This window comes from Streptomyces sp. NPDC056628 (assembly GCF_042792555.1).
In the GTDB taxonomy this organism is placed as follows: domain Bacteria; phylum Actinomycetota; class Actinomycetes; order Streptomycetales; family Streptomycetaceae; genus Streptomyces.
In genome coordinates, this window is sequence record NZ_JBHTWG010000012.1 from 108,446 (window position 1) to 125,832 (window position 17,387).

Here is a 17,387-nt window from a genome sequence, read left to right on the forward strand (position 1 = left end):
GCGCGACCGCCCCACCCGAACGGGTGGCCCGTTCTCTCCTCAGGCCCGCTGGGCCTGGGCGTGCGCCCGGCTGACGTCGTAGACGCCGGCGACGTCGCGCATGGCGCGCATCAGGCCGGGGAGCCGGCCGGCGTCCGGAAGCTCGACGGTGTAGGTGTGGCGGACGCCCTGCTGGGTCGGAGGCTCCACGGTCGCCGAGACGATCTCCGCGCCTGCCTGCGCCATCGCCTCGGTGAGGTCCGCCAGCAGATGCGGACGGACGAACGATTCGGCGACCAGGGTGACCCGGCACTCCGCGGTGTCCCCCCAGCGCACGCCGACGTCCGCGCGACCGGCGCCCCGCATCCGCGCCACGGCGGAACACCCGGCGCGGTGGACGGTGACCGCTCCCCCGCGCACGGCGAACCCGGCGATCTCGTCGGGCGGTACGGGCGTACAGCACCCGGCGAGGCGTACGGCGGCGCCGGGCCGGTCGGCCAGGACACCGGCGGCGGTGGAACGGCCGCCCGGTCCCTCGGCGCCGGGCCGGAACGCCGGACCCGCCTGGCTCCCGGCTCCTTCGGCGGGCTGCCGGAAGGGCGCCCCCTGCCCGCCTTCCCCGGTACCGGACTCGCCCGGTGCGGGATGGGAGGCGAGCCACCGCTGGATGGCGATACGGGCGCCCGGCGTGTGGGCGTGCTCCAGCCACTCGCGGGACGGCTCGGAGGCGGGGTCCTGTCCCATGAGGAGCTGCACGCTGTCGCCGTCGCGCAGGACGGTGCTGAGGGTGGCCAGCCGGCCGTTGACGCGGGCGCCGATGCACGCGTGCGCGTCCTCGCCGTACTGGGCGTAGGCGGCGTCCACGCAGGTGGCGCCCTCGGGCAGGCCCAGGGTGCCGCCGTCGGGCCGGAAGACGGTGATCTCGCGGTCCTGGGCGAGGTCCTCGCGCAGGGTCGACCAGAACGTGTCGGGGTCGGGTGCGGCCTCCTGCCAGTCCAGGAGGCGGGAGAGCCACCCGGGGCGGGTGGGGTCGGCGCGCTCGCCGTCGCCGGCGGCGGTCTGCTCCTCCGCGGGACCGGCGTAGGGGTTGCCGAGCGCGACCACTCCCGCCTCGGCGACCTTGTGCATCTGGTGGGTGCGGATGAGGACCTCGGCGACCTGTCCGTCCGCGCGGGCCACGGCGGTGTGCAGCGACTGGTACAGGTTGAACTTGGGGACGGCGATGAAGTCCTTGAACTCCGAGACCACCGGGGTCATACAGGTGTGCAGTTCGCCGAGGACGCCGTAGCAGTCCGCGTCCTCGTTCACCAGGACCAGCAGCCGACCGAAGTCGGTGCCGCGCAGCCGGCCGCGTTTGCGGGAGACGCGGTGCACGGAGACGAAGTGCCGGGGCCTTATGAGGACTTCGGCCTGGATCCCGGCCTCGCGCAGGACCGTGCGCATCTCGTCGGCCATCTCGGTGAGCGGGTCGTCGGCACGGGCCGCGTTCTCGGCGATCAGCTCCCGGGTGTGCTTGTACTCCTCGGGATGCAGGATCGCGAAGACCAGGTCCTCCAGCTCGGTCTTGAGCGCCTGGACGCCGAGCCGCTCGGCGAGCGGGATGAGGACGTCGCGGGTCACCTTGGCGATCCGGGCCTGTTTCTCGGGGCGCATCACGCCGAGGGTGCGCATGTTGTGCAGCCGGTCGGCGAGTTTGATCGACATCACGCGCACGTCGTTGCCGGTGGCGACGAGCATCTTGCGGAAGGTCTCGGGTTCGGCGGCGGCGCCGTAGTCGACCTTCTCCAGTTTGGTGACGCCGTCGACGAGGAAGCGGACCTCCTCGCCGAACTGCTCGCCGACCTGGTCGAGGGTCACGTCGGTGTCCTCGACGGTGTCGTGGAGCAGGGACGCGGTCAATGTCGTGGTCTCGGCGCCGAGTTCGGCGAGGATGAGGGTCACGGCGAGCGGGTGGGTGATGTACGGCTCACCGCTCTTGCGCATCTGGCCGCGGTGCGACGACTCGGCCAGCACATAGGCGCGGCGCAGCGTGTCGAGGTCGGCGTCGGGGTGGTGGGCCCGGTGCGCGTCCACGACGTGGCCGATGGCGTCGGGCAGCCGGCCGCGCGCGGTGGGGCCGAGCAGCGCGGCCCGGCCGAGGCGGCGCAGGTCGATGCGGGCGCGGGACTTCCTGCGGGGCACGGCAGGCGTCACGGCGCCCGATACCGGGCCTGGCGTCGCGGAATTCGTGGCCTCCGCACTCATGGGCACCTCCGGCTGCGTGGACCGGCGGACGGGGTTCCCCATGACGGACTCGGCACAGGGGATGGCGACTTCTCCCCGTCCGGGCCGGTGCTTGATGCTACCGAGCCCATCACGTGCTTCCGACCGCCTCCGCCCGAGCGTGAAACGGATCACCCATTCGAGCGAGGCTTTGCGGGTTTACGGTTTGCGCCATCCGGCCGGGACCGGTTCCCGCCGTCGAACGCACCGGGACGGCGCATTCCCGGGAACGGCGGGGGCGAAGACCGCCCGGCCCGGACACCGGAGGGACGGGTACCCCTCAGCGGCCGAACGATTCAAGCCATTCCGCGTCGAGCTCGCCCTCGGCCACGATCACCGCGGGGCCGGTCATCTCGATCTCGCCGTCCGGCCGCTCGGTGATGATCAGGGTGCCGCCGGGGACGTCGACGGTGTACGTCGCCGGGGCGCCGGTGACGGCCGGGTCTGCGCCGTCGCGGCGGGCGGTGGCCACGGCGACCGCGCAGGCGCCGGTGCCGCAGGAATGGGTCTCGCCGGAGCCCCGCTCGTGGACGCGCATCGCCACGTGCCGGGGGCCGCGGTCCACGACGAACTCGACGTTGACGCCGTCGGGGTAGGCGGAGGCCGGGCTGAAGGGCGGCGCCTCGGTCAACGTCCCGGCGTCGGCGAGGTCGTCGACGAAGGCCACGGCGTGCGGGTTGCCCATGTTCACGTTCCGGGCGGGCCAGCTGTGATCGCCGACACCGACCGTGACCTCGCCCTCGGGGAGGCGGGCCCGGCCCATGCCGACGGTGATGCCGCCGTTCTTGTCGATGTGCACGGTCTTCACGCCGCCGCGGGTGGCCACCGCGAGGTCGCCCTCGCCGGTGTGGCCGGCACGCTGGAGGTAGCGGGCGAAGACCCGGACGCCGTTCCCGCACATCTCCGCGACCGAGCCGTCGGCGTTGCGGTAGTCCATGAACCACTCGGCCTCGGCCGCCAGGTGCCGGGCCTCGGGGTGCGCCGCGGACCGCACGACGTGCAGCAGGCCGTCGCCGCCGATGCCCGCGCGGCGGTCGCACAGGGCGGCGACGGCGGCCGGGGGCAGCTCGATGACGTTCTCCGGGTCGGGGACGATCACGAAGTCGTTCTCGGTGCCGTGACCCTTGAGGAAGGCGATCCGCGTGCTCATTCCTCGATCGTACGGTGCTGGTCCGACATCCCGTACGGCGGCGGCCAGGCTCAGCGCAGGCGTGCCACGCGCCACACGGCCAGCGCGACGATCGCCGCGACCAGCAGGCAGTACGCCCCGGCGACGCGCCAGTCCGGTCTGCGGCCGGAGCCGCGCTGGGGCAGGCCGGGCCAGGTGTAGCCCACGCGGCGGGCGGCCATCATGCCCCAGCCGGCCGCGCAGAGGCAGATCAGCAGCCCCAGCATGGCGATCACGGCGCCACTGTCGCCGAAGTCGAAGGCGAGGGGGAAGGCGAACATCAGGGAGCCGATCGCGGCCAGGCCCACGATGGGCGCGAGCTGCCACAGCCGAAGCCTGCGCTGCGGGCGGAGCTCGACCTCGACCTCGGGGCCGCCGGTGTACATCTCCTCCGGCGTGGGACCGTCGTCGGTCACACCGCCGTCGACGTCGGTGTCATCGGGTCCGTCCGGGTTCAGCCGCTCGCTGCCGGGCTCCCGCTCACCGGTGCCGGTGGTGCGGTTCCCCGTGCCGTGTGCGGTGTCGCGAGGGCCGGCCTCCATCGCCACGCGCCCTCCCAACTCGGACTCCACTTGGTCGATCGAAGCTCGATGATGGCACGGTGACGCAGGCCCGGATGACGACCGGAGCGTCCCGATGCCATCACGTGATCAGGCTGTAACCGGTCGTTCGACCAACGCCAGGGCCAGCTGCGGAAGTTCTGTGACATCTGCCGCAGCCCCACTGAGCCAGTGCACCCGCGGGTCGCGTCTGAACCACGAATCCTGACGGCGCGCGAAGCGTTTGGTGGCACGGACGGTCTCCGCGCGGGCCTCGTCGAGGGTGCATTCTCCGGCGAGCGCCGCGAGCACCTGCTGGTAGCCGAGCGCGCGCGAGGCCGTACGCCCCTCGCGCAACCCTTCCGCCTCCAGTGCGCGCACCTCGTCGACGAGCCCGGCGTCCCACATCCGGTCGACGCGGCGGGCGATGCGCTCGTCGAGCTCGGGGCGGGCGACGTCGACGCCGATCTGGACGGTGTCGTACACCGAGTCGTGGCCGGGGAGGTTGGCGGTGAAGGGCCGGCCGGTGATCTCGATGACCTCCAGGGCCCGCACGATACGGCGGCCGTTGCCGGGCAGGATCGCCTGGGCGGCGTCGGGGTCGGTGGCGGCCAGGCGGGCGTGCAGCGCTCCGGAGCCGCGCAGGGCCAGCTCCTCCTCCAGCCGGGCCCGGACCTCGGGGTCGGTGCCGGGGAACTCGAGGTTGTCCACGGCGCCCCGGACGTACAGTCCCGATCCGCCGACCAGGACGGGCCAGCGCCCCTCGGCGAGCAGGGCGTCGATGCGCGCGCGAGCGAGGCGCTGGTACTCGGCGACCGAGGCGGTGACCGTGACGTCCCAGATGTCCAGCAGGTGGTGCGGGACCTCTTGGCGCTCCTCGGGCGTCAGCTTGGCGGTGCCGATGTCCATCCCCCGGTAGAGCTGCATGGAGTCGGCGTTGACGACTTCACCGCCGAGTCGCTGCGCCAGGAAGACGCCCAGATCGGACTTTCCGGCCGCGGTGGGTCCGACGACGGCGAGGACGCGCGGGGAGGGGGGTGTGCTGCTCACCGCCCCAGTCTCGCAAACCTCCGGGGGTGGTCTCGAACGAGTTACGTGACGGCGCGTGTGCGGGGTCGTTGCCTGTTGCGAGGTTTTCGCCGCCGTTTCGGTGGGGGCGGCCACCCGGGGGCGCAAACGGACGCACCGGACGACGCGGGATTTCGCCCGCACGAGTACCGTATGGAGTGGATATGGGCGTTTTCGCACGGATTTTTGGCAGGTCGAAGGTCTCGGAGGAGGCGTCGTCCTCCGAGCCCGAGGCGGGCACGGGGGCGGCCGAGCCGGCGGCGGAGCCCTCGGGCCCGTCGGGCGCCGAGGCGGAGGAGACGGCCCCCGCGGCGGCCGCCGACAGCGAGGGGACCGGCGCCGACGACGGCGTCGAGATCCCCAAGCAGCAGTCCGCCGACGAGGCCGCCGACAGCGACGCCGGTGAGGGCGCCCGCAGGTAACCGCCCTTCGCGGGAAGGTGAAGCATGGGTCTGATGGACAATCTGAAAGCCAGGATCGCCCCGGCCAAGGACAAGGTCTCCGACTTCGCGCAGCGGCACGAGGACAAGGTGCACCACGGCCTCGACAAGGCCGCCAAGGCCGTCGACGAGCGGACCAAGGGCAAGTACAGCGACAAGATCCACTCGGGGACGGGCAAGGCGCACGGAGCCATGGGCCGCCTCGCCCACAAGGGCGACGACCCGGCGACGGGCGGTGGCACGCCGCCGCCGGGCGCACCGCCGCCGACCACCTGACCGGCACCTTCACGAACGGCCGCGCAGCCCCCGGGCGCGCGGCCGTTCCCCGTTCCCGGCCGGGCCTACGACCAGGTGGCGACCAGGTAGCCCACGCCGTACGGGGCGTCCTCGTACAGCAGGGCGCCCGCCAAGCCCGCCCCCTCGGCGGCTCCCGCCAGGATCTGCCACGGGGCCCGGCCCGACGTCTGCAGCTCCTGGGCCAGCGCGATGTCGAGCTCCTTGAGGGCTGACACGTCCGCCGCCCCCAGCGCACGCGCGACGGACGCGTCGAAGGGCGCGGCCCGCTCGTCCAGGTAGCCGGGCGCCTTCAGCGTGCGGCAGGCGCTGGCGTCGCCCATCACCAGCAGCGCCACCCGGCCGGCCCGGGCGGCGATCTCCCTCCCCATGTGGATACACCGCTCGGCGGTCGTCGGTTCCCCCACGCCGAGTCCCTCGATCGGGGCGTCCGACCAGCCGGCGCGCTCCAGCAACCAGGCGGCCACGGCGAGGGACGGCAGCAGCACGCGCCCCGGCTCCGCCGCGGCGGCAGCCGTGCCCAGGCGTACGCCGACGTCCACACCGAAGCCCCGGAAGGAGCCCGGCGTGCCCTCGGGGTGGGTCCCGATGCCGCTCGCCTCGGCGGGTCCGACGACCAGCAGCAGATCGGGCCGGGCGGCCGCGAGCACCCCGAGCGCGTCGGCACACGCGGCGCGCGCGGCGTCCAGCTCGGGAGCGGCGCCCTCCGCGACCTCGGGCACGAGGAGGGGCGGGCACGGGCAGACTGCGGCGGCGACAAGCATGATCGGCAGCCTACTGCGGTGCCGCACGGCGGCCGGGGACGGCTTCCGCGGGCTGCCGTCAGTCGATCGCGCAGCCCCCGGTGACCACCGGCAGCGGCTCGGGCACGCCCACCTTGGGCAGGCCCAGCAGCACACCGGCCGGCTCGGCCTGCGCGGCGGCGTTGCGCTTCTCCCAGGCGTCGCCCGCGCGCGTGCGACGCACGCCGAGGACGGGGCCCTCGGCGAGGAGGTGGTGCGGGGCGGCGTAGGTGATCTCGACGGTCACCACGTCACCGGGGCGGACCTCCTGGTCGGGCTTGGTGAAGTGCACGAGACGGTTGTCGGGGGCGCGGCCGGACAGGCGGTGCCTGGCGTCGTCCTTGCGGCCCTCGCCCTCGGCGACCATCAGCTCCAGGGTGCGGCCGACCTGCTTCTTGTTCTCCTCCCAGGAGATCTCCTCCTGGAGGGCGACCAGCCGCTCGTAGCGCTCCTGGACGACCTTCTTCGGGATCTGGCCGTCCATCGTGGCCGCCGGGGTGCCGGGCCGCTTGGAGTACTGGAATGTGAACGCCTGCGCGAAGCGCGCCTCGCGCACCACGTGCAGCGTCTGCTCGAAGTCCTCCTCGGTCTCCCCGGGGAAGCCCACGATGATGTCCGTGGTGATGGCGGCGTGCGGGATGGCGGCGCGGACCTTCTCGATGATCCCGAGGTAGCGCTCCTGGCGGTAGGAGCGGCGCATCGCCTTCAGGACGGTGTCCGAGCCGGACTGGAGCGGCATGTGCAGCTGCGGCATCACGTTCGGCGTCTCGGCCATGGCGGCGATCACGTCGTCGGTGAAGTCGCGGGGGTGCGGCGAGGTGAAGCGGACGCGCTCCAGGCCCTCGATCTTCCCGCAGGCCCGCAGCAGCTTGCTGAACGCCTCGCGGTCGCCGATGTCCGAGCCGTACGCGTTGACGTTCTGCCCGAGCAGCGTGATCTCGCTGACGCCCTCGGCGACCAGCGCCTCGACCTCGGCGAGGACGTCGCCGGGGCGGCGGTCCTTCTCCTTGCCGCGCAGGGCCGGGACGATGCAGAAGGTGCAGGTGTTGTTGCAGCCGACGGAGATCGACACCCAGGCCGCGTAGGCGCTCTCGCGCCGGGTGGGCAGCGTGGAGGGGAACTCCTCCAGCGACTCGGCGATCTCGACCTGCGCCTCCTCCTGCACACGCGCGCGCTCCAGCAGGACGGGCAGCTTGCCGATGTTGTGCGTGCCGAAGACCACGTCGACCCAGGGGGCCCGCTCGATGATGGTGTCGCGGTCCTTCTGGGCGAGGCAGCCGCCGACGGCGATCTGCATGCCGGGCCGGCTCGCCTTCTTCGGGGCGAGGTGACCGAGGTTGCCGTACAGCTTGTTGTCGGCGTTCTCGCGGACCGCGCAGGTGTTGAAGACGACGACGTCGGCGTCGCCGTCGGACCCCTCGGGCGCGCGGACGTACCCGGCGTCCTCCAGCAGACCGGACAATCGCTCGGAATCATGGACGTTCATCTGGCACCCGTAGGTGCGTACCTCATACGTCCTGACGCCCACTGCCTGGCTCCGGTCACTGCTGCTCATGGGACAAGGGTATGCGGTCGTGCGGAGCCCCCTTCCCGCTGTCCCCAGGTGCGGTGTCCCCAGGGGGGCCGGGCGTCCATCCCTGGCGGCGCAGCACGGCACCCACGTCCGGCGCCTCGTAGTGGTCGCCCTTGAGGACCTTGCCGTCGGCCCGGCGGGCGACCTGGCCGTCCGGACCGAGCTTGGTCATGTTCGAGCGGTGGATCTCGGCCAGGACGGCGTCCAGGTCGATGCCGTGCACGAGGGCGGTGCCGTAGGCCACGTACACGACGTCCGCCAGTTCGTGCGCGAGCCGGTCGAGGGGGCCGGTGACCGAGACCTCGGCGACCTCCGCGGCCTCCTCGGCGAGCAGCTCTCCCCGGTGGGCGGCGAGCTCCGGCGCCACCTCCGTCGGGGTGGTGCGGGCGTCGAGCCCGAAGGCCAGGTGGAACGCGCGGACCAGGTCGGCGGGAGAGGGACTCATGCGGCCGACTGTAGCGAGCGGCCGGCCACGATCCGGGCTCCGCCTGGGACCCGGCCCTGGTCAGCGGGTGCACCGGCTGGCAGGATCGCGGACATGTCCTCAGCACTCACCCGCATCAGCAGGCGCCGGGCCCTCCAGGGCGCGGCCGCCGGCGTCGTGGCCCTCGGGCTGCTGCTGTGGTGGGTGCTGCCCCTGGGCGAGGACCCGCCGAGCGGGACGATCACGTTCAGCACGGGCACGCGCGCGGGTGTGTACCAGGAGTACGGCGAGCTGCTGCGCGAGGAGCTGGCCAAGGACATGCCCCAGCTGAAGGTGCGGCTGCTGACGAGCGACGGGTCGCAGGAGAACGTGCAGCGGGTGGCGACCGGCGAGGCCGACTTCACGATCGCCGCCGCCGACGCCGTGGACACGCTCCGGATCGGCGGCAGGCCCGTCATGGACCGGCTGCGCGGGGTGGCCCGCCTCTACGACGACTACGTCCAGCTCGTCGTGCCGCCGGACTCGGACATCCGCTCCGTCGCCGACCTCAAGGGCAAGCGGGTGGCCATAGGGCTGCCGGACTCCGGGGTCCGGCTGATCGCCACCCGGGTGCTGGAGGCGGCGGGCATCGACCCGGCGAAGGACATCACGCCCCGCTCGGACGGCATCGACACCGGCCCCGAGCGGCTCGGGTACGAGCTCGACGCGTTCTTCTGGTCGAGCGGGGTGCCCACGGACGGCCTGGCGAAGATCGCGGAGACGTCCTCGTTCCGTTTCGTGCCCATCGACGCCGCCCTGGTCGCCAAGGTGCACGCCCAGGGCGACGCGGCCCACTTCTACCGGGCGACGAACATGCCGGAGTCGGCCTACCCCACCGTCCAGAACGGCAGCACGGTGCCGACCATCGCCGTCTCCAACCTGCTGATCACCCGCGAGGACATGGACCCCCGGCTCACCGAGTGGCTGACCCGGACGGTGATAAAGAGCCGGGACGGCATCGGCGCGCATGTGCACTCCGCGCAGCTCGTGGACCTGCGCACGGCGATCTACACGGACCCGCTGGGCCTCCATGAGGGCGCGCGGCGGTACTACCGGTCGGTCAAGCCGTAGCGCGTCCCGTGGCGTGCGCCCGCGTCGCTACGCGGCCGGGCCGGTCCTCGGCAGCGTCACCGTCACCCGCAGGCCGTGCGGCTCGTGGTGGGCGTACGCGATCGTGCCGCCGCCCGCCGCGAGCAGGGCCCGCGAGATCGACAGGCCGAGGCCCGAGCCCTTGACGTTCTGGTGGCGTCCGCTGCGCCAGAAGCGGTCGCCGACGCGGGCGAGCTCCTCGTCGGTGAGGCCGGGTCCGCGGTCGGCCACCTCGATCGTCGACGTGTCGCCGTCGGACGCGACGGTCACCTCGACCTTCTCGCCCCGCGGTGTGAACTTCACCGCGTTGTCGATCACGGCGTCCAGCGCGCTGGACAGGGCCACCGGGTCGGCCCAGGCGGTCGTGGCCGGGCAGGTCCCCCGCAGCCGTACGCCCTTCACCTCGGCGGTCGGCGCCCAGGCCGCGACGCGCTCGGCGGTCAGCGCGCCGATGTCGGTCAGCCGGACGTCGGCCTCGGTGTGCTCGGCCAGGGCCAGGTCGAGCAGGTCGTCAAGGACCTGCGCCAGACGCCGGCCCTCGGCCTGGACCGAGGCGATCTCCGCGTTGCCCTCAGGCAGTTCGAAGGCGAGCAGTTCGATGCGCAGCAGCAGCGCGGCGAGCGGGTTGCGCAGTTGGTGGGAGGCGTCGGCGACGAACGCGCGCTGCTGTTCCAGGACGTCCTCGACGTTGTCGGCCATCTCGTTGAACGACCGGGCCAGCCGCCGCAGTTCCGGCGGGCCGCTGGCCACCGCGACCCTGGACTTCAGGCGTCCGCTCGCTATCTCGTGCGTGGTCACGTCCAGGACCCGCACCGGTCTGAGCACCCAGCCGGTCAGCCGGAGCGCGGCCGAGACGGCCACCAGCATCGCCGCGGTCAGACCGGCGCCGATGATCAGCCAGCCGTGCAGGGTCCGGGACCGCATCGGCCCGGTGGGCGAGTCGGTGACCACGACGGCGACGACGTCACCGTCCCGGATCACCGGCGAGGCGACGACGAGCCGGCCGCGCTGCCAGGGCCAGACCTGCTCCGGGTCGTGGCTGCGCCGGCTCAGCAGGGACTCCTCGAAGGCGTCGCGCACCTCGCCGGTCCCGGGCAGGAACCAGGTGGCCGGGCCGCTGGCCAGCGGGGTGTCGTTGGGCAGGAAGACACCGGCGCGGACGCCGTAGACCTCGTAGTAGTTCTCCAGTTCCCGGCTGAGGACGCGCAGGACGTCGCGGGAACCGGTGGCGCTGTCGGTGGCGGGGCGCGCGATGGCCGCGAAGTACGCCGTGTCGTCGATCCTGTCGACGACGACCTTCTGCTGCTGGGCGGCGGCCAGGCTCACCGCGAGCGGCACGCCGAGCGCGAGCAGCACGGCCGCCATCAGGACGATGAGCAGCGGGAGAAGCCGAGTACGCACCCTGGCCCGCTACGCCGCCGGGGCCACGAGCCGGTACCCGACCCCGCGCACGGTCTCGATCAGCGCCGGCATCCGCAGCTTGGCCCGCAGGGACGCCACGTGCACCTCGAGGGTGCGCCCGGTCCCCTCCCAGCTCGTCCTCCAGACCTCGCTGATGATCTGCTCGCGGCGGAAGACCACGCCGGGGCGCTGCGCGAGCAGGGCGAGCAGGTCGAACTCCTTGCGCGTGAGCTGGACGACCGAGCCGTCCACGCTGACCTGGCGGGTGGGCAGCTCTATGTGCACGGCGCCCAGGCGCAGCACGCCCTCGCCGCCCGTCGCGGCGTCCTCCGGAACGCTGCGCCGGCTGACGGCGTGGATCCGGGCGAGCAGTTCCCCGGTGTCGTACGGCTTCACCACGTAGTCGTCGGCGCCGAGGTTCAGCCCGTGGATGCGGGAGCGGACGTCGGAACGGGCCGTCACCATGATCACCGGGGTGCTGGTGCGTTTGCGGATCTTGCCGCAGACCTCGTAGCCGTCCTGGTCGGGCAGGCCGAGGTCGAGCAGGACGACGCCGAAGCCGTTGCCCTCCGGGACCAACGCCTGAAGGGCCTCCTCGCCGCTGCGGGCGTGCGTGACGTCGAAACCGTGCCGGGCGAGGACCGCGGACAGCGCGGCGGCGACGTGGTTGTCGTCCTCGACGAGAAGCAGTCTCATCCGTGCCTCCTTCGGTTCACCGGGCGTACGGTTCGGACAGATACGACTGGGGGGCGGACCCGCGGTGCGGTTGTGCACGCGCGCGTGCACATGGCAGTCACGCTGATGGACGAGGACGCCGTCAAGAGGGTTCCGGTTGCTCGCTGTTTCCGTTATGCAGCCGGTACGCACACGTTCGCCGGTACTACGACACGTGTCCGATCGCTATCGGATCGTGATGCTCAGATTCACCTCAGAAGTAATGACGCAGGTCGGGAACGGTCACTACTGTCCTCCGAAACCGAGGAGGACGGAGCCTGAGAGCGATGACCGAAGTATCGGTGGCCAAGGACGACGTGGCCGCGTCCGGCGACCTTGTGGTCCTGAAAGATGTGAACAAGCACTTCGGCGCGTTGCACGTGCTCCAGGACATCGATCTGACGATCGCCCGTGGCGAGGTCGTCGTCGTCATCGGGCCCTCCGGGTCCGGCAAGTCCACCCTGTGCCGCACCATCAACCGCCTCGAGACGATCGACTCCGGCTCGATCACCATCGACGGCAAGCCGCTGCCCCAGGAGGGCAAGGAGCTGGCCCGGCTGCGTGCCGACGTCGGCATGGTCTTCCAGAGCTTCAACCTCTTCGCGCACAAGACCGTGCTCGAGAACGTGATGCTGGGGCAGATCAAGGTCCGCAAGGCGGACAAGAAGAAGGCCGAGGAGAAGGCCCGGCAGCTGCTGGACCGCGTGGGCGTGGGAACCCAGGCGGACAAGTACCCCGCGCAGCTCTCCGGCGGTCAGCAGCAGCGGGTCGCCATCGCCCGGGCCCTGGCCATGGACCCCAAGGTCATGCTCTTCGACGAGCCCACGTCGGCGCTCGACCCGGAGATGATCAACGAGGTCCTGGAGGTCATGCAGCAGCTGGCCCGCGACGGCATGACCATGATCGTGGTCACCCACGAGATGGGCTTCGCGCGTTCGGCGGCCAACCGGGTGGTCTTCATGGCCGACGGCAAGATCGTCGAGGAGGCCGTGCCCGACCAGTTCTTCAGCGCCCCGCGCAGCGACCGCGCGAAGGACTTCCTGTCCAAGATCCTGCACCACTGACGGACTGCGCCCCGCAGCCGACGCCCCGCGTCACCCGCCGGCCCGTCTTCAGGGCACGTGTCTTTTCATCACACAAAGGATGTTCACATGAAGCTCCGCAAGGTCTCCGCCGCGGCCGCCACGGCACTCGTCCTCACCCTCACCGCCACCGCTTGCGGCGGCGACGGGGACAGCGAGGGCGGGTCGGGCTCCGGTGGGGGCAAGAAGATCAAGATCGGTATCAAGTACGACCAGCCGGGTCTGGGTCTGAAGGAGCCCGACGGTTCCTTCTCCGGTTTCGACGTGGACGTGGCTACGTACGTGGCCAAGGAGCTCGGCTACAAGCCCGACCAGATCGAGTTCGTCGAGACGAAGAGCGCCGACCGCGAGAACGCGCTCGCCCGCGGCGACGTGAAGCTCATCGCGGCCACCTACTCGATCACCGACGAGCGCAAGGCGAAGGTCGACTTCGCCGGCCCGTACCTGCTGGCCCACCAGGACCTGCTCGTCAAGACGGACTCCGACATCACCGAGGCCACCGACCTCAACGGCAAGGACCTGTGCTCGGTGACCGGCTCCACCTCGGCCCAGAACGTCAAGAACGACTTCGCGCCCAAGGCCAACCTCAAGGAGACCGGCGGCTACTCCGAGTGCCTCGCCGGTCTGCAGAGCGGCTCCGTGGACGCTCTGACCACGGACGACTCGATCCTCGCCGGCTACGCCGCGCAGCAGCAGTACAAGGGCAAGTTCAAGCTCGCCGGCCTCAAGCTGAGCAACGAGAACTACGGCATCGGTGTGAAGAAGGGTGACACCGAGACCGTGAACAAGGTCAACGCCGCCCTGGAGAAGATGGTCAAGGACGGCGCCTGGGAGAAGGCCGTCAAGGACAACTTCGGTCCGGCCAACTACAAGAACGAGCCCGCGCCGAAGATCGGCACCATCGTCAAGTAGCGCAAGGGTCCACCGGCGCGCCGCCGTCCACCGCGATCAGGGCGGCGGCGCGCCGCGCTATCCCCACACGCCACCCACCCGGAAGCGCGGGAGATCGTGTTCGACTTTCTTTCTGACTACAACGACCCGACCCTGTTGGGTGCCTTCTGGATGACGGTGAAGCTCACCTTCTTCTCCGCCATCGGTTCGATGATCCTGGGCACTTTCCTGGCCGCGATGCGGGTCAGTCCGGTCCCGCTCATGCGCGGGTTCGGCACGGCCTATGTGAACATCGTCCGGAACATCCCCCTGACGGTCATCATCATCTTCACCTCGCTCGGTCTCGCCGACATCTTCGGTGTGACGATGGGCGCCTCCGACTTCGGCGTCCGGGGATTCCGCCTGGCGATCCTCGGTTTCGTCGCGTACACCGCCGCCTTCGTCTGCGAGGCGATCCGTTCCGGCATCAACACCGTGCCGATGGGCCAGGCCGAGGCGGCTCGCGCCATCGGGCTCACGTTCACGCAGACCCTTCGGCTCATCATCCTGCCGCAGGCCCTCCGCTCGGTCATCGGCCCGCTGGCCAACGTGTTGATCGCCCTGACCAAGAACACCACGGTGGCGGCCGCGATCGGCGTCGCCGAGGCCGCCTACCTGATGAAGACAATGATCGAGAACGAGGCTGAGACGGTACTCATCGGTGCGGTCTTCGCCTTCGGTTTCGTGGTCCTGACCCTGCCCACCGGCCTGTTCCTCGGGTGGCTGAGCAAGCGACTGGCGGTGAAGCGATGAGCTCCGTTCTCTATGACGCTCCGGGCCCGCGCGCCAAGCGGCGCAACGTGGTCGTCTCGGTGGTCTTCTTCGCCCTGCTCGCACTGCTCATTTGGTTCATATGGCTCACGCTGGATGAGAAGGGCCAGCTGGAGTGGTCCCTCTGGAAGCCGTTCACCGAGTCGCCGGCATGGACGACCTATCTGCTGCCGGGCCTGGCCAACACGCTGAAGGCCGCGGCCCTGGCCATGGTGATCGGTCTTCCGCTGGGCGCGGTCTTCGGTATCGCACGCCTCTCCGACCACCGGTGGGTGCGGCTTCCGGCCGCGTGGGTGGTCGAGTTCTTCCGGGCCATCCCGGTCCTCCTGCTGATGCTGTTCGCCAACGAGTTCTACAACCGCTGGACGGACGTCAGCAGTGAGCAGCGGCCTCTGTACGCGGTCGTCACCGGCCTGGTGCTCTACAACGCCTCCGTCCTCGCCGAGGTCGTACGGGCCGGCATCCTCTCCCTGCCCAAGGGGCAGTCCGAGGCCGCCATGGCGATCGGCCTGCGCACGGGCCAGACGATGCGGACCATCCTGCTGCCGCAGGCCGTCACCGCCATGCTCCCGGCCATCGTCAGCCAGCTCGTGGTCATCGTGAAGGACACCGCGCTGGGCGGCGTGATGATCGGGTTCACCGAGCTGCTCAACTCGCGTGCGACGCTGGCGGCCTTCTACGCCAACGTCATCCCCAGCTTCGTCGTCGTGGCGATCATCTTCATCGTCCTGAACTTCGCCCTCACCAGCTTCGCGAGCTGGCTCGAGAAGCGGCTGCGGCGGAGCAAGCGCAGCACGGGTGCCGTCCTCGGGGCCGAGGACATGGAGGAGCTGAACCCGGCCGCCACGGGCGGCACCTTCGGGACCGGTGCCGGCGGGAGCATCTGACCTCCGGTCACATCGCACGCGCACGGAGGGCAGTGGCTTGATCGCCACTGCCCTCTCCGCTCTCCCGCACCCCGGAGCCACACCCGAACCGCCCGGGGTGCGATGACATGATCGCCACAGCCTTCCGTCACTTGACGCAAACACTGGCAATGGGTTGCATACGTTCTGTGATCGTGCACCCTGCCCCATCTTCTTGTTCACTCGCGTCCCTCGGGACTCCGTTGCGGGCAGGGGGCGCCGCGCCGTGGACCCTGTGATCATCGTCGGCGCGGGGCCCGTCGGGCTCACCCTCGCCCTGGCACTGGCCCGTCAGGAGGTGCCCTGCGTCGTCCTCGACGAGGGCCCGGGCAAGGACGAACCCCGTCTCGCCCGCACCGTCGTCCTGCGGGAGGACACCACCGCCCTCGTGGAACGCCTGACCGGCGCCCCGCTCGGCGCGCTCGGCACCCGCTGGGCCGGATGGCGGTCGATGCGGCGCAAGCAGGTGACGCGCGAGGTCTCGTTCGAGGACGCCGCCGCTCACTCCGAGGGCCACCCGAACCCCGCCCCGCTGCACATCGCCCAGCACGCCCTGACCGGCGCCCTGCGCACCGCCCTCGCGAACGAACCCCTCGTCAAGCTCGCCGTGGACAGCCGCCTGGACGCGATGGAACAGGAGCCCTCCGGCGTCACTGTGCACACCCGCGGCCCCCAGGGCACCTGGTGGCGCGGCAGTTACGTCGTCGGCTGCGACGGCCCCCGCTCGACCGTCCGCAAGCTCCAGGACATCCGCTTCCCCGGCCGTACCGCCGTCGAACGGCACGCCGTGGCCGCCCTGCGCGTGGAACTCCCCTGGGAGGGCCGCGCCTTGCTCCACCGGATGCCGCCGTGGCGGATGTCCGGCCCGTCGGCCGGCGAGATCACCGGACGCCCGCTCCCCGACGGCGTGTGGCGCCTGGACTGGCTGCTGCCGCCGGGCAAGGACCTCGTCACCCCCGAACTGCTGGTGACACACATCCGGGAGACCCTCGCCGGCTGGTGCGGCGGCGCGACACCGCCGTACGACCTGCTCGACACCGGTGTGCACACGGTCCATCACCGGCTCGCCCGCCGGTGGCGCGCCGGCCGCGTCTTCCTCGCGGGCGACGCCGCGCACTGCCTCGGCACCCTCGGCACCCACGGCCTCGACGAGGGGCTGCGCGACGCCGACAACCTCGCCTGGAAACTGGCACCGGCCTGGCACCACGGCACGCACGAGGCGCTGCTCGACTCCTACCAGACCGAGCGCCGCGCGGTCGTCGCCGCCCGGCTGCGGGCCGCCGACCAGGCGCTTCCGCTGCTGCGCTCCGGCGGCGGCCTGCGGACGCTCGTCCCCGGCTCGGCCCGGGGCCACGAGGCCCTGCTGACGGACGGGCACCTCGGCCAGGGCCCCGTCGGAGCGCCGGGGACGTACGCCGACTCCCCGCTCGCCCCAGGCCGGCTGGAGGGCGAGGTCCCCGTCGACACGCCGCGCGGCACACCCGTCGCTGACGTGCGGGTCACCGCCGAGGACGGCTCCTTCGCCCGGCTCCGGGACCGGCTCGGGCGCGGTGCGCTGCTGGTCGTCCTCATCGCGCCGGGCACGGGTGTGTGGGACCGCAAGCACTGGGCGACCGCCGGCATCATGCCGCGCCTGGCGGCGGCGGTGACGGCGTTGCCGTACCGGGCCGAGCTGCTGGTCGCGGAGAGCTATCCGGGCGCGGCCGCGCACTCGGTCCTGCTGGTGCGCCCCGACGGGTATCTCGTGACCGCCCTCGGCGGGGTGCGGCCCGCGGATCTCTACGCGGCGGCCGAGGCCGCCCTGGGCGGACCGGCCACCGCCCAGGCGCAGACGCAGGCCGGGGCGGAACGGGCCGGAGCCGCTTCGCGCTGAAACCTTGCCTCAGCCGTCCCGCGGTCGCCCTCGGCCATGCCGGCTTCGTGCACG

General features: G+C 71.7%; 17 protein-coding genes. 8 read left to right on the forward strand and 9 right to left on the reverse strand.

Translation table 11 applies throughout. The annotated features are described in order from the left end of the window. Positions 1–39: 39 nt before the first annotated feature. The 4 genes from ACFRAC_RS17535 to miaA form a co-directional block, all read right to left on the reverse strand. Positions 40–2,223, reverse strand: coding sequence for a RelA/SpoT family protein (locus ACFRAC_RS17535; protein WP_382924769.1), 2,184 nt, complete (start codon positions 2,221–2,223; stop codon positions 40–42). Positions 2,224–2,521: 298 nt separating this feature from the next. Next, a complete protein-coding gene (dapF, locus tag ACFRAC_RS17540; protein ID WP_382924770.1) occupies positions 2,522–3,391 on the reverse strand; it encodes a diaminopimelate epimerase in 870 nt (289 codons plus the stop codon). 50 nt (positions 3,392–3,441) lie between these two features. Further along, positions 3,442–3,951: a hypothetical protein gene (locus ACFRAC_RS17545; RefSeq protein WP_382924771.1), complete on the reverse strand. Its 510-nt coding sequence runs from the start codon at positions 3,949–3,951 to the stop codon at positions 3,442–3,444. Positions 3,952–4,059: 108 nt separating this feature from the next. Next, positions 4,060–4,998, reverse strand: a complete 939-nt coding sequence (gene miaA / locus ACFRAC_RS17550) for a tRNA (adenosine(37)-N6)-dimethylallyltransferase MiaA (RefSeq protein ID WP_382924772.1) — start codon at positions 4,996–4,998, stop codon at positions 4,060–4,062. Positions 4,999–5,180: 182 nt separating this feature from the next. On the opposite strand from miaA, the gene ACFRAC_RS17555 reads away from it, so the two are divergent. Continuing rightward, a complete protein-coding gene (locus ACFRAC_RS17555) occupies positions 5,181–5,438 on the forward strand; it encodes a hypothetical protein (RefSeq protein ID WP_382924773.1) in 258 nt (85 codons plus the stop codon). A 24-nt stretch (positions 5,439–5,462) separates the two neighbouring features. Next, positions 5,463–5,732 (forward strand): antitoxin, encoded by a 270-nt coding sequence (locus ACFRAC_RS17560; RefSeq protein ID WP_382924774.1) that lies wholly within the window; start codon positions 5,463–5,465, stop codon positions 5,730–5,732. Between the two features lie 65 nt (positions 5,733–5,797). On the opposite strand, the gene ACFRAC_RS17565 is transcribed toward ACFRAC_RS17560, so the two are convergent. From ACFRAC_RS17565 to ACFRAC_RS17575, 3 genes are read right to left on the reverse strand one after another with little or no spacing between them, the layout of a single operon-like run. Next, positions 5,798–6,514 (reverse strand): class III extradiol dioxygenase subunit B-like domain-containing protein, encoded by a 717-nt coding sequence (locus ACFRAC_RS17565; RefSeq protein ID WP_382924775.1) that lies wholly within the window; start codon positions 6,512–6,514, stop codon positions 5,798–5,800. Between the two features lie 58 nt (positions 6,515–6,572). Beyond that, positions 6,573–8,087 carry a tRNA (N6-isopentenyl adenosine(37)-C2)-methylthiotransferase MiaB gene (gene miaB, locus ACFRAC_RS17570; protein ID WP_382924776.1) on the reverse strand — a complete coding sequence of 505 codons (1,515 nt, stop codon included), beginning with the start codon at positions 8,085–8,087 and terminating at the stop codon, positions 6,573–6,575. Next, positions 8,074–8,550: a MazG nucleotide pyrophosphohydrolase domain-containing protein gene (locus ACFRAC_RS17575; protein ID WP_382924777.1), complete on the reverse strand. Its 477-nt coding sequence runs from the start codon at positions 8,548–8,550 to the stop codon at positions 8,074–8,076. Before ACFRAC_RS17575 ends, miaB begins: the two co-directional genes overlap by 14 nt. Before the next feature lie 93 nt (positions 8,551–8,643). On the opposite strand from ACFRAC_RS17575, the gene ACFRAC_RS17580 reads away from it, so the two are divergent. After that, on the forward strand, positions 8,644–9,639 hold the full coding sequence (locus ACFRAC_RS17580) for a TAXI family TRAP transporter solute-binding subunit (RefSeq protein WP_382924778.1): 996 nt from the start codon (positions 8,644–8,646) through the stop codon (positions 9,637–9,639). 27 nt (positions 9,640–9,666) lie between these two features. Here the strand turns inward: ACFRAC_RS17580 and ACFRAC_RS17585 are convergent, their stop codons facing one another. Together ACFRAC_RS17585 and ACFRAC_RS17590 are read right to left on the reverse strand one after the other, a co-directional pair. After that, on the reverse strand, positions 9,667–11,058 hold the full coding sequence (locus ACFRAC_RS17585) for a sensor histidine kinase (RefSeq protein WP_382924779.1): 1,392 nt from the start codon (positions 11,056–11,058) through the stop codon (positions 9,667–9,669). Positions 11,059–11,067: 9 nt separating this feature from the next. Continuing rightward, positions 11,068–11,754, reverse strand: coding sequence for a response regulator transcription factor (locus tag ACFRAC_RS17590; protein ID WP_055622140.1), 687 nt, complete (start codon positions 11,752–11,754; stop codon positions 11,068–11,070). 305 nt (positions 11,755–12,059) lie between these two features. On the opposite strand from ACFRAC_RS17590, the gene ACFRAC_RS17595 reads away from it, so the two are divergent. The 5 genes from ACFRAC_RS17595 to ACFRAC_RS17615 all read left to right on the forward strand — a co-directional run bounded on the left by ACFRAC_RS17595 (position 12,060) and on the right by ACFRAC_RS17615 (position 17,333). Next, complete coding sequence (locus ACFRAC_RS17595; RefSeq protein WP_055622141.1) at positions 12,060–12,836, forward strand: amino acid ABC transporter ATP-binding protein; 777 nt, start codon at positions 12,060–12,062, stop codon at positions 12,834–12,836. 87 nt (positions 12,837–12,923) lie between these two features. After that, positions 12,924–13,766, forward strand: coding sequence for a glutamate ABC transporter substrate-binding protein (locus ACFRAC_RS17600; RefSeq protein WP_382924780.1), 843 nt, complete (start codon positions 12,924–12,926; stop codon positions 13,764–13,766). Between the two features lie 96 nt (positions 13,767–13,862). Continuing rightward, a complete protein-coding gene (locus ACFRAC_RS17605) occupies positions 13,863–14,537 on the forward strand; it encodes an amino acid ABC transporter permease (RefSeq protein ID WP_382924781.1) in 675 nt (224 codons plus the stop codon). Further along, positions 14,534–15,442: an amino acid ABC transporter permease gene (locus tag ACFRAC_RS17610; protein ID WP_382924782.1), complete on the forward strand. Its 909-nt coding sequence runs from the start codon at positions 14,534–14,536 to the stop codon at positions 15,440–15,442. Before ACFRAC_RS17605 ends, ACFRAC_RS17610 begins: the two co-directional genes overlap by 4 nt. A 244-nt stretch (positions 15,443–15,686) precedes the next feature. Beyond that, the gene (locus ACFRAC_RS17615) at positions 15,687–17,333 is read left to right on the forward strand and encodes an FAD-dependent monooxygenase (protein ID WP_382924783.1); all 1,647 of its coding nucleotides are present in this window, start codon (positions 15,687–15,689) and stop codon (positions 17,331–17,333) included. Positions 17,334–17,387 lie beyond the last annotated feature (54 nt).

What these genes read in the sequence shown, in the direction of transcription:
- ACFRAC_RS17600 (WP_382924780.1), top strand. Translation starts at nt 12,924, where the DNA reads ATGAAGCTCCGCAAGGTCTCCGCCGCGGCCGCCACGGCACTCGTCCTC.
- ACFRAC_RS17560 (WP_382924774.1), top strand. Translation starts at nt 5,463, where the DNA reads ATGGGTCTGATGGACAATCTGAAAGCCAGGATCGCCCCGGCCAAGGAC.
- ACFRAC_RS17590 (WP_055622140.1), bottom strand. Translation starts at nt 11,754, where the DNA reads ATGAGACTGCTTCTCGTCGAGGACGACAACCACGTCGCCGCCGCGCTG.
- ACFRAC_RS17545 (WP_382924771.1), bottom strand. Translation starts at nt 3,951, where the DNA reads ATGGAGGCCGGCCCTCGCGACACCGCACACGGCACGGGGAACCGCACC.
- miaB (WP_382924776.1), bottom strand. Translation starts at nt 8,087, where the DNA reads ATGAGCAGCAGTGACCGGAGCCAGGCAGTGGGCGTCAGGACGTATGAG.
- dapF (WP_382924770.1), bottom strand. Translation starts at nt 3,391, where the DNA reads ATGAGCACGCGGATCGCCTTCCTCAAGGGTCACGGCACCGAGAACGAC.
- ACFRAC_RS17565 (WP_382924775.1), bottom strand. Translation starts at nt 6,514, where the DNA reads ATGCTTGTCGCCGCCGCAGTCTGCCCGTGCCCGCCCCTCCTCGTGCCC.
- ACFRAC_RS17580 (WP_382924778.1), top strand. Translation starts at nt 8,644, where the DNA reads ATGTCCTCAGCACTCACCCGCATCAGCAGGCGCCGGGCCCTCCAGGGC.
- ACFRAC_RS17575 (WP_382924777.1), bottom strand. Translation starts at nt 8,550, where the DNA reads ATGAGTCCCTCTCCCGCCGACCTGGTCCGCGCGTTCCACCTGGCCTTC.
- ACFRAC_RS17535 (WP_382924769.1), bottom strand. Translation starts at nt 2,223, where the DNA reads ATGAGTGCGGAGGCCACGAATTCCGCGACGCCAGGCCCGGTATCGGGC.
- ACFRAC_RS17595 (WP_055622141.1), top strand. Translation starts at nt 12,060, where the DNA reads ATGACCGAAGTATCGGTGGCCAAGGACGACGTGGCCGCGTCCGGCGAC.
- ACFRAC_RS17555 (WP_382924773.1), top strand. Translation starts at nt 5,181, where the DNA reads ATGGGCGTTTTCGCACGGATTTTTGGCAGGTCGAAGGTCTCGGAGGAG.
- ACFRAC_RS17610 (WP_382924782.1), top strand. Translation starts at nt 14,534, where the DNA reads ATGAGCTCCGTTCTCTATGACGCTCCGGGCCCGCGCGCCAAGCGGCGC.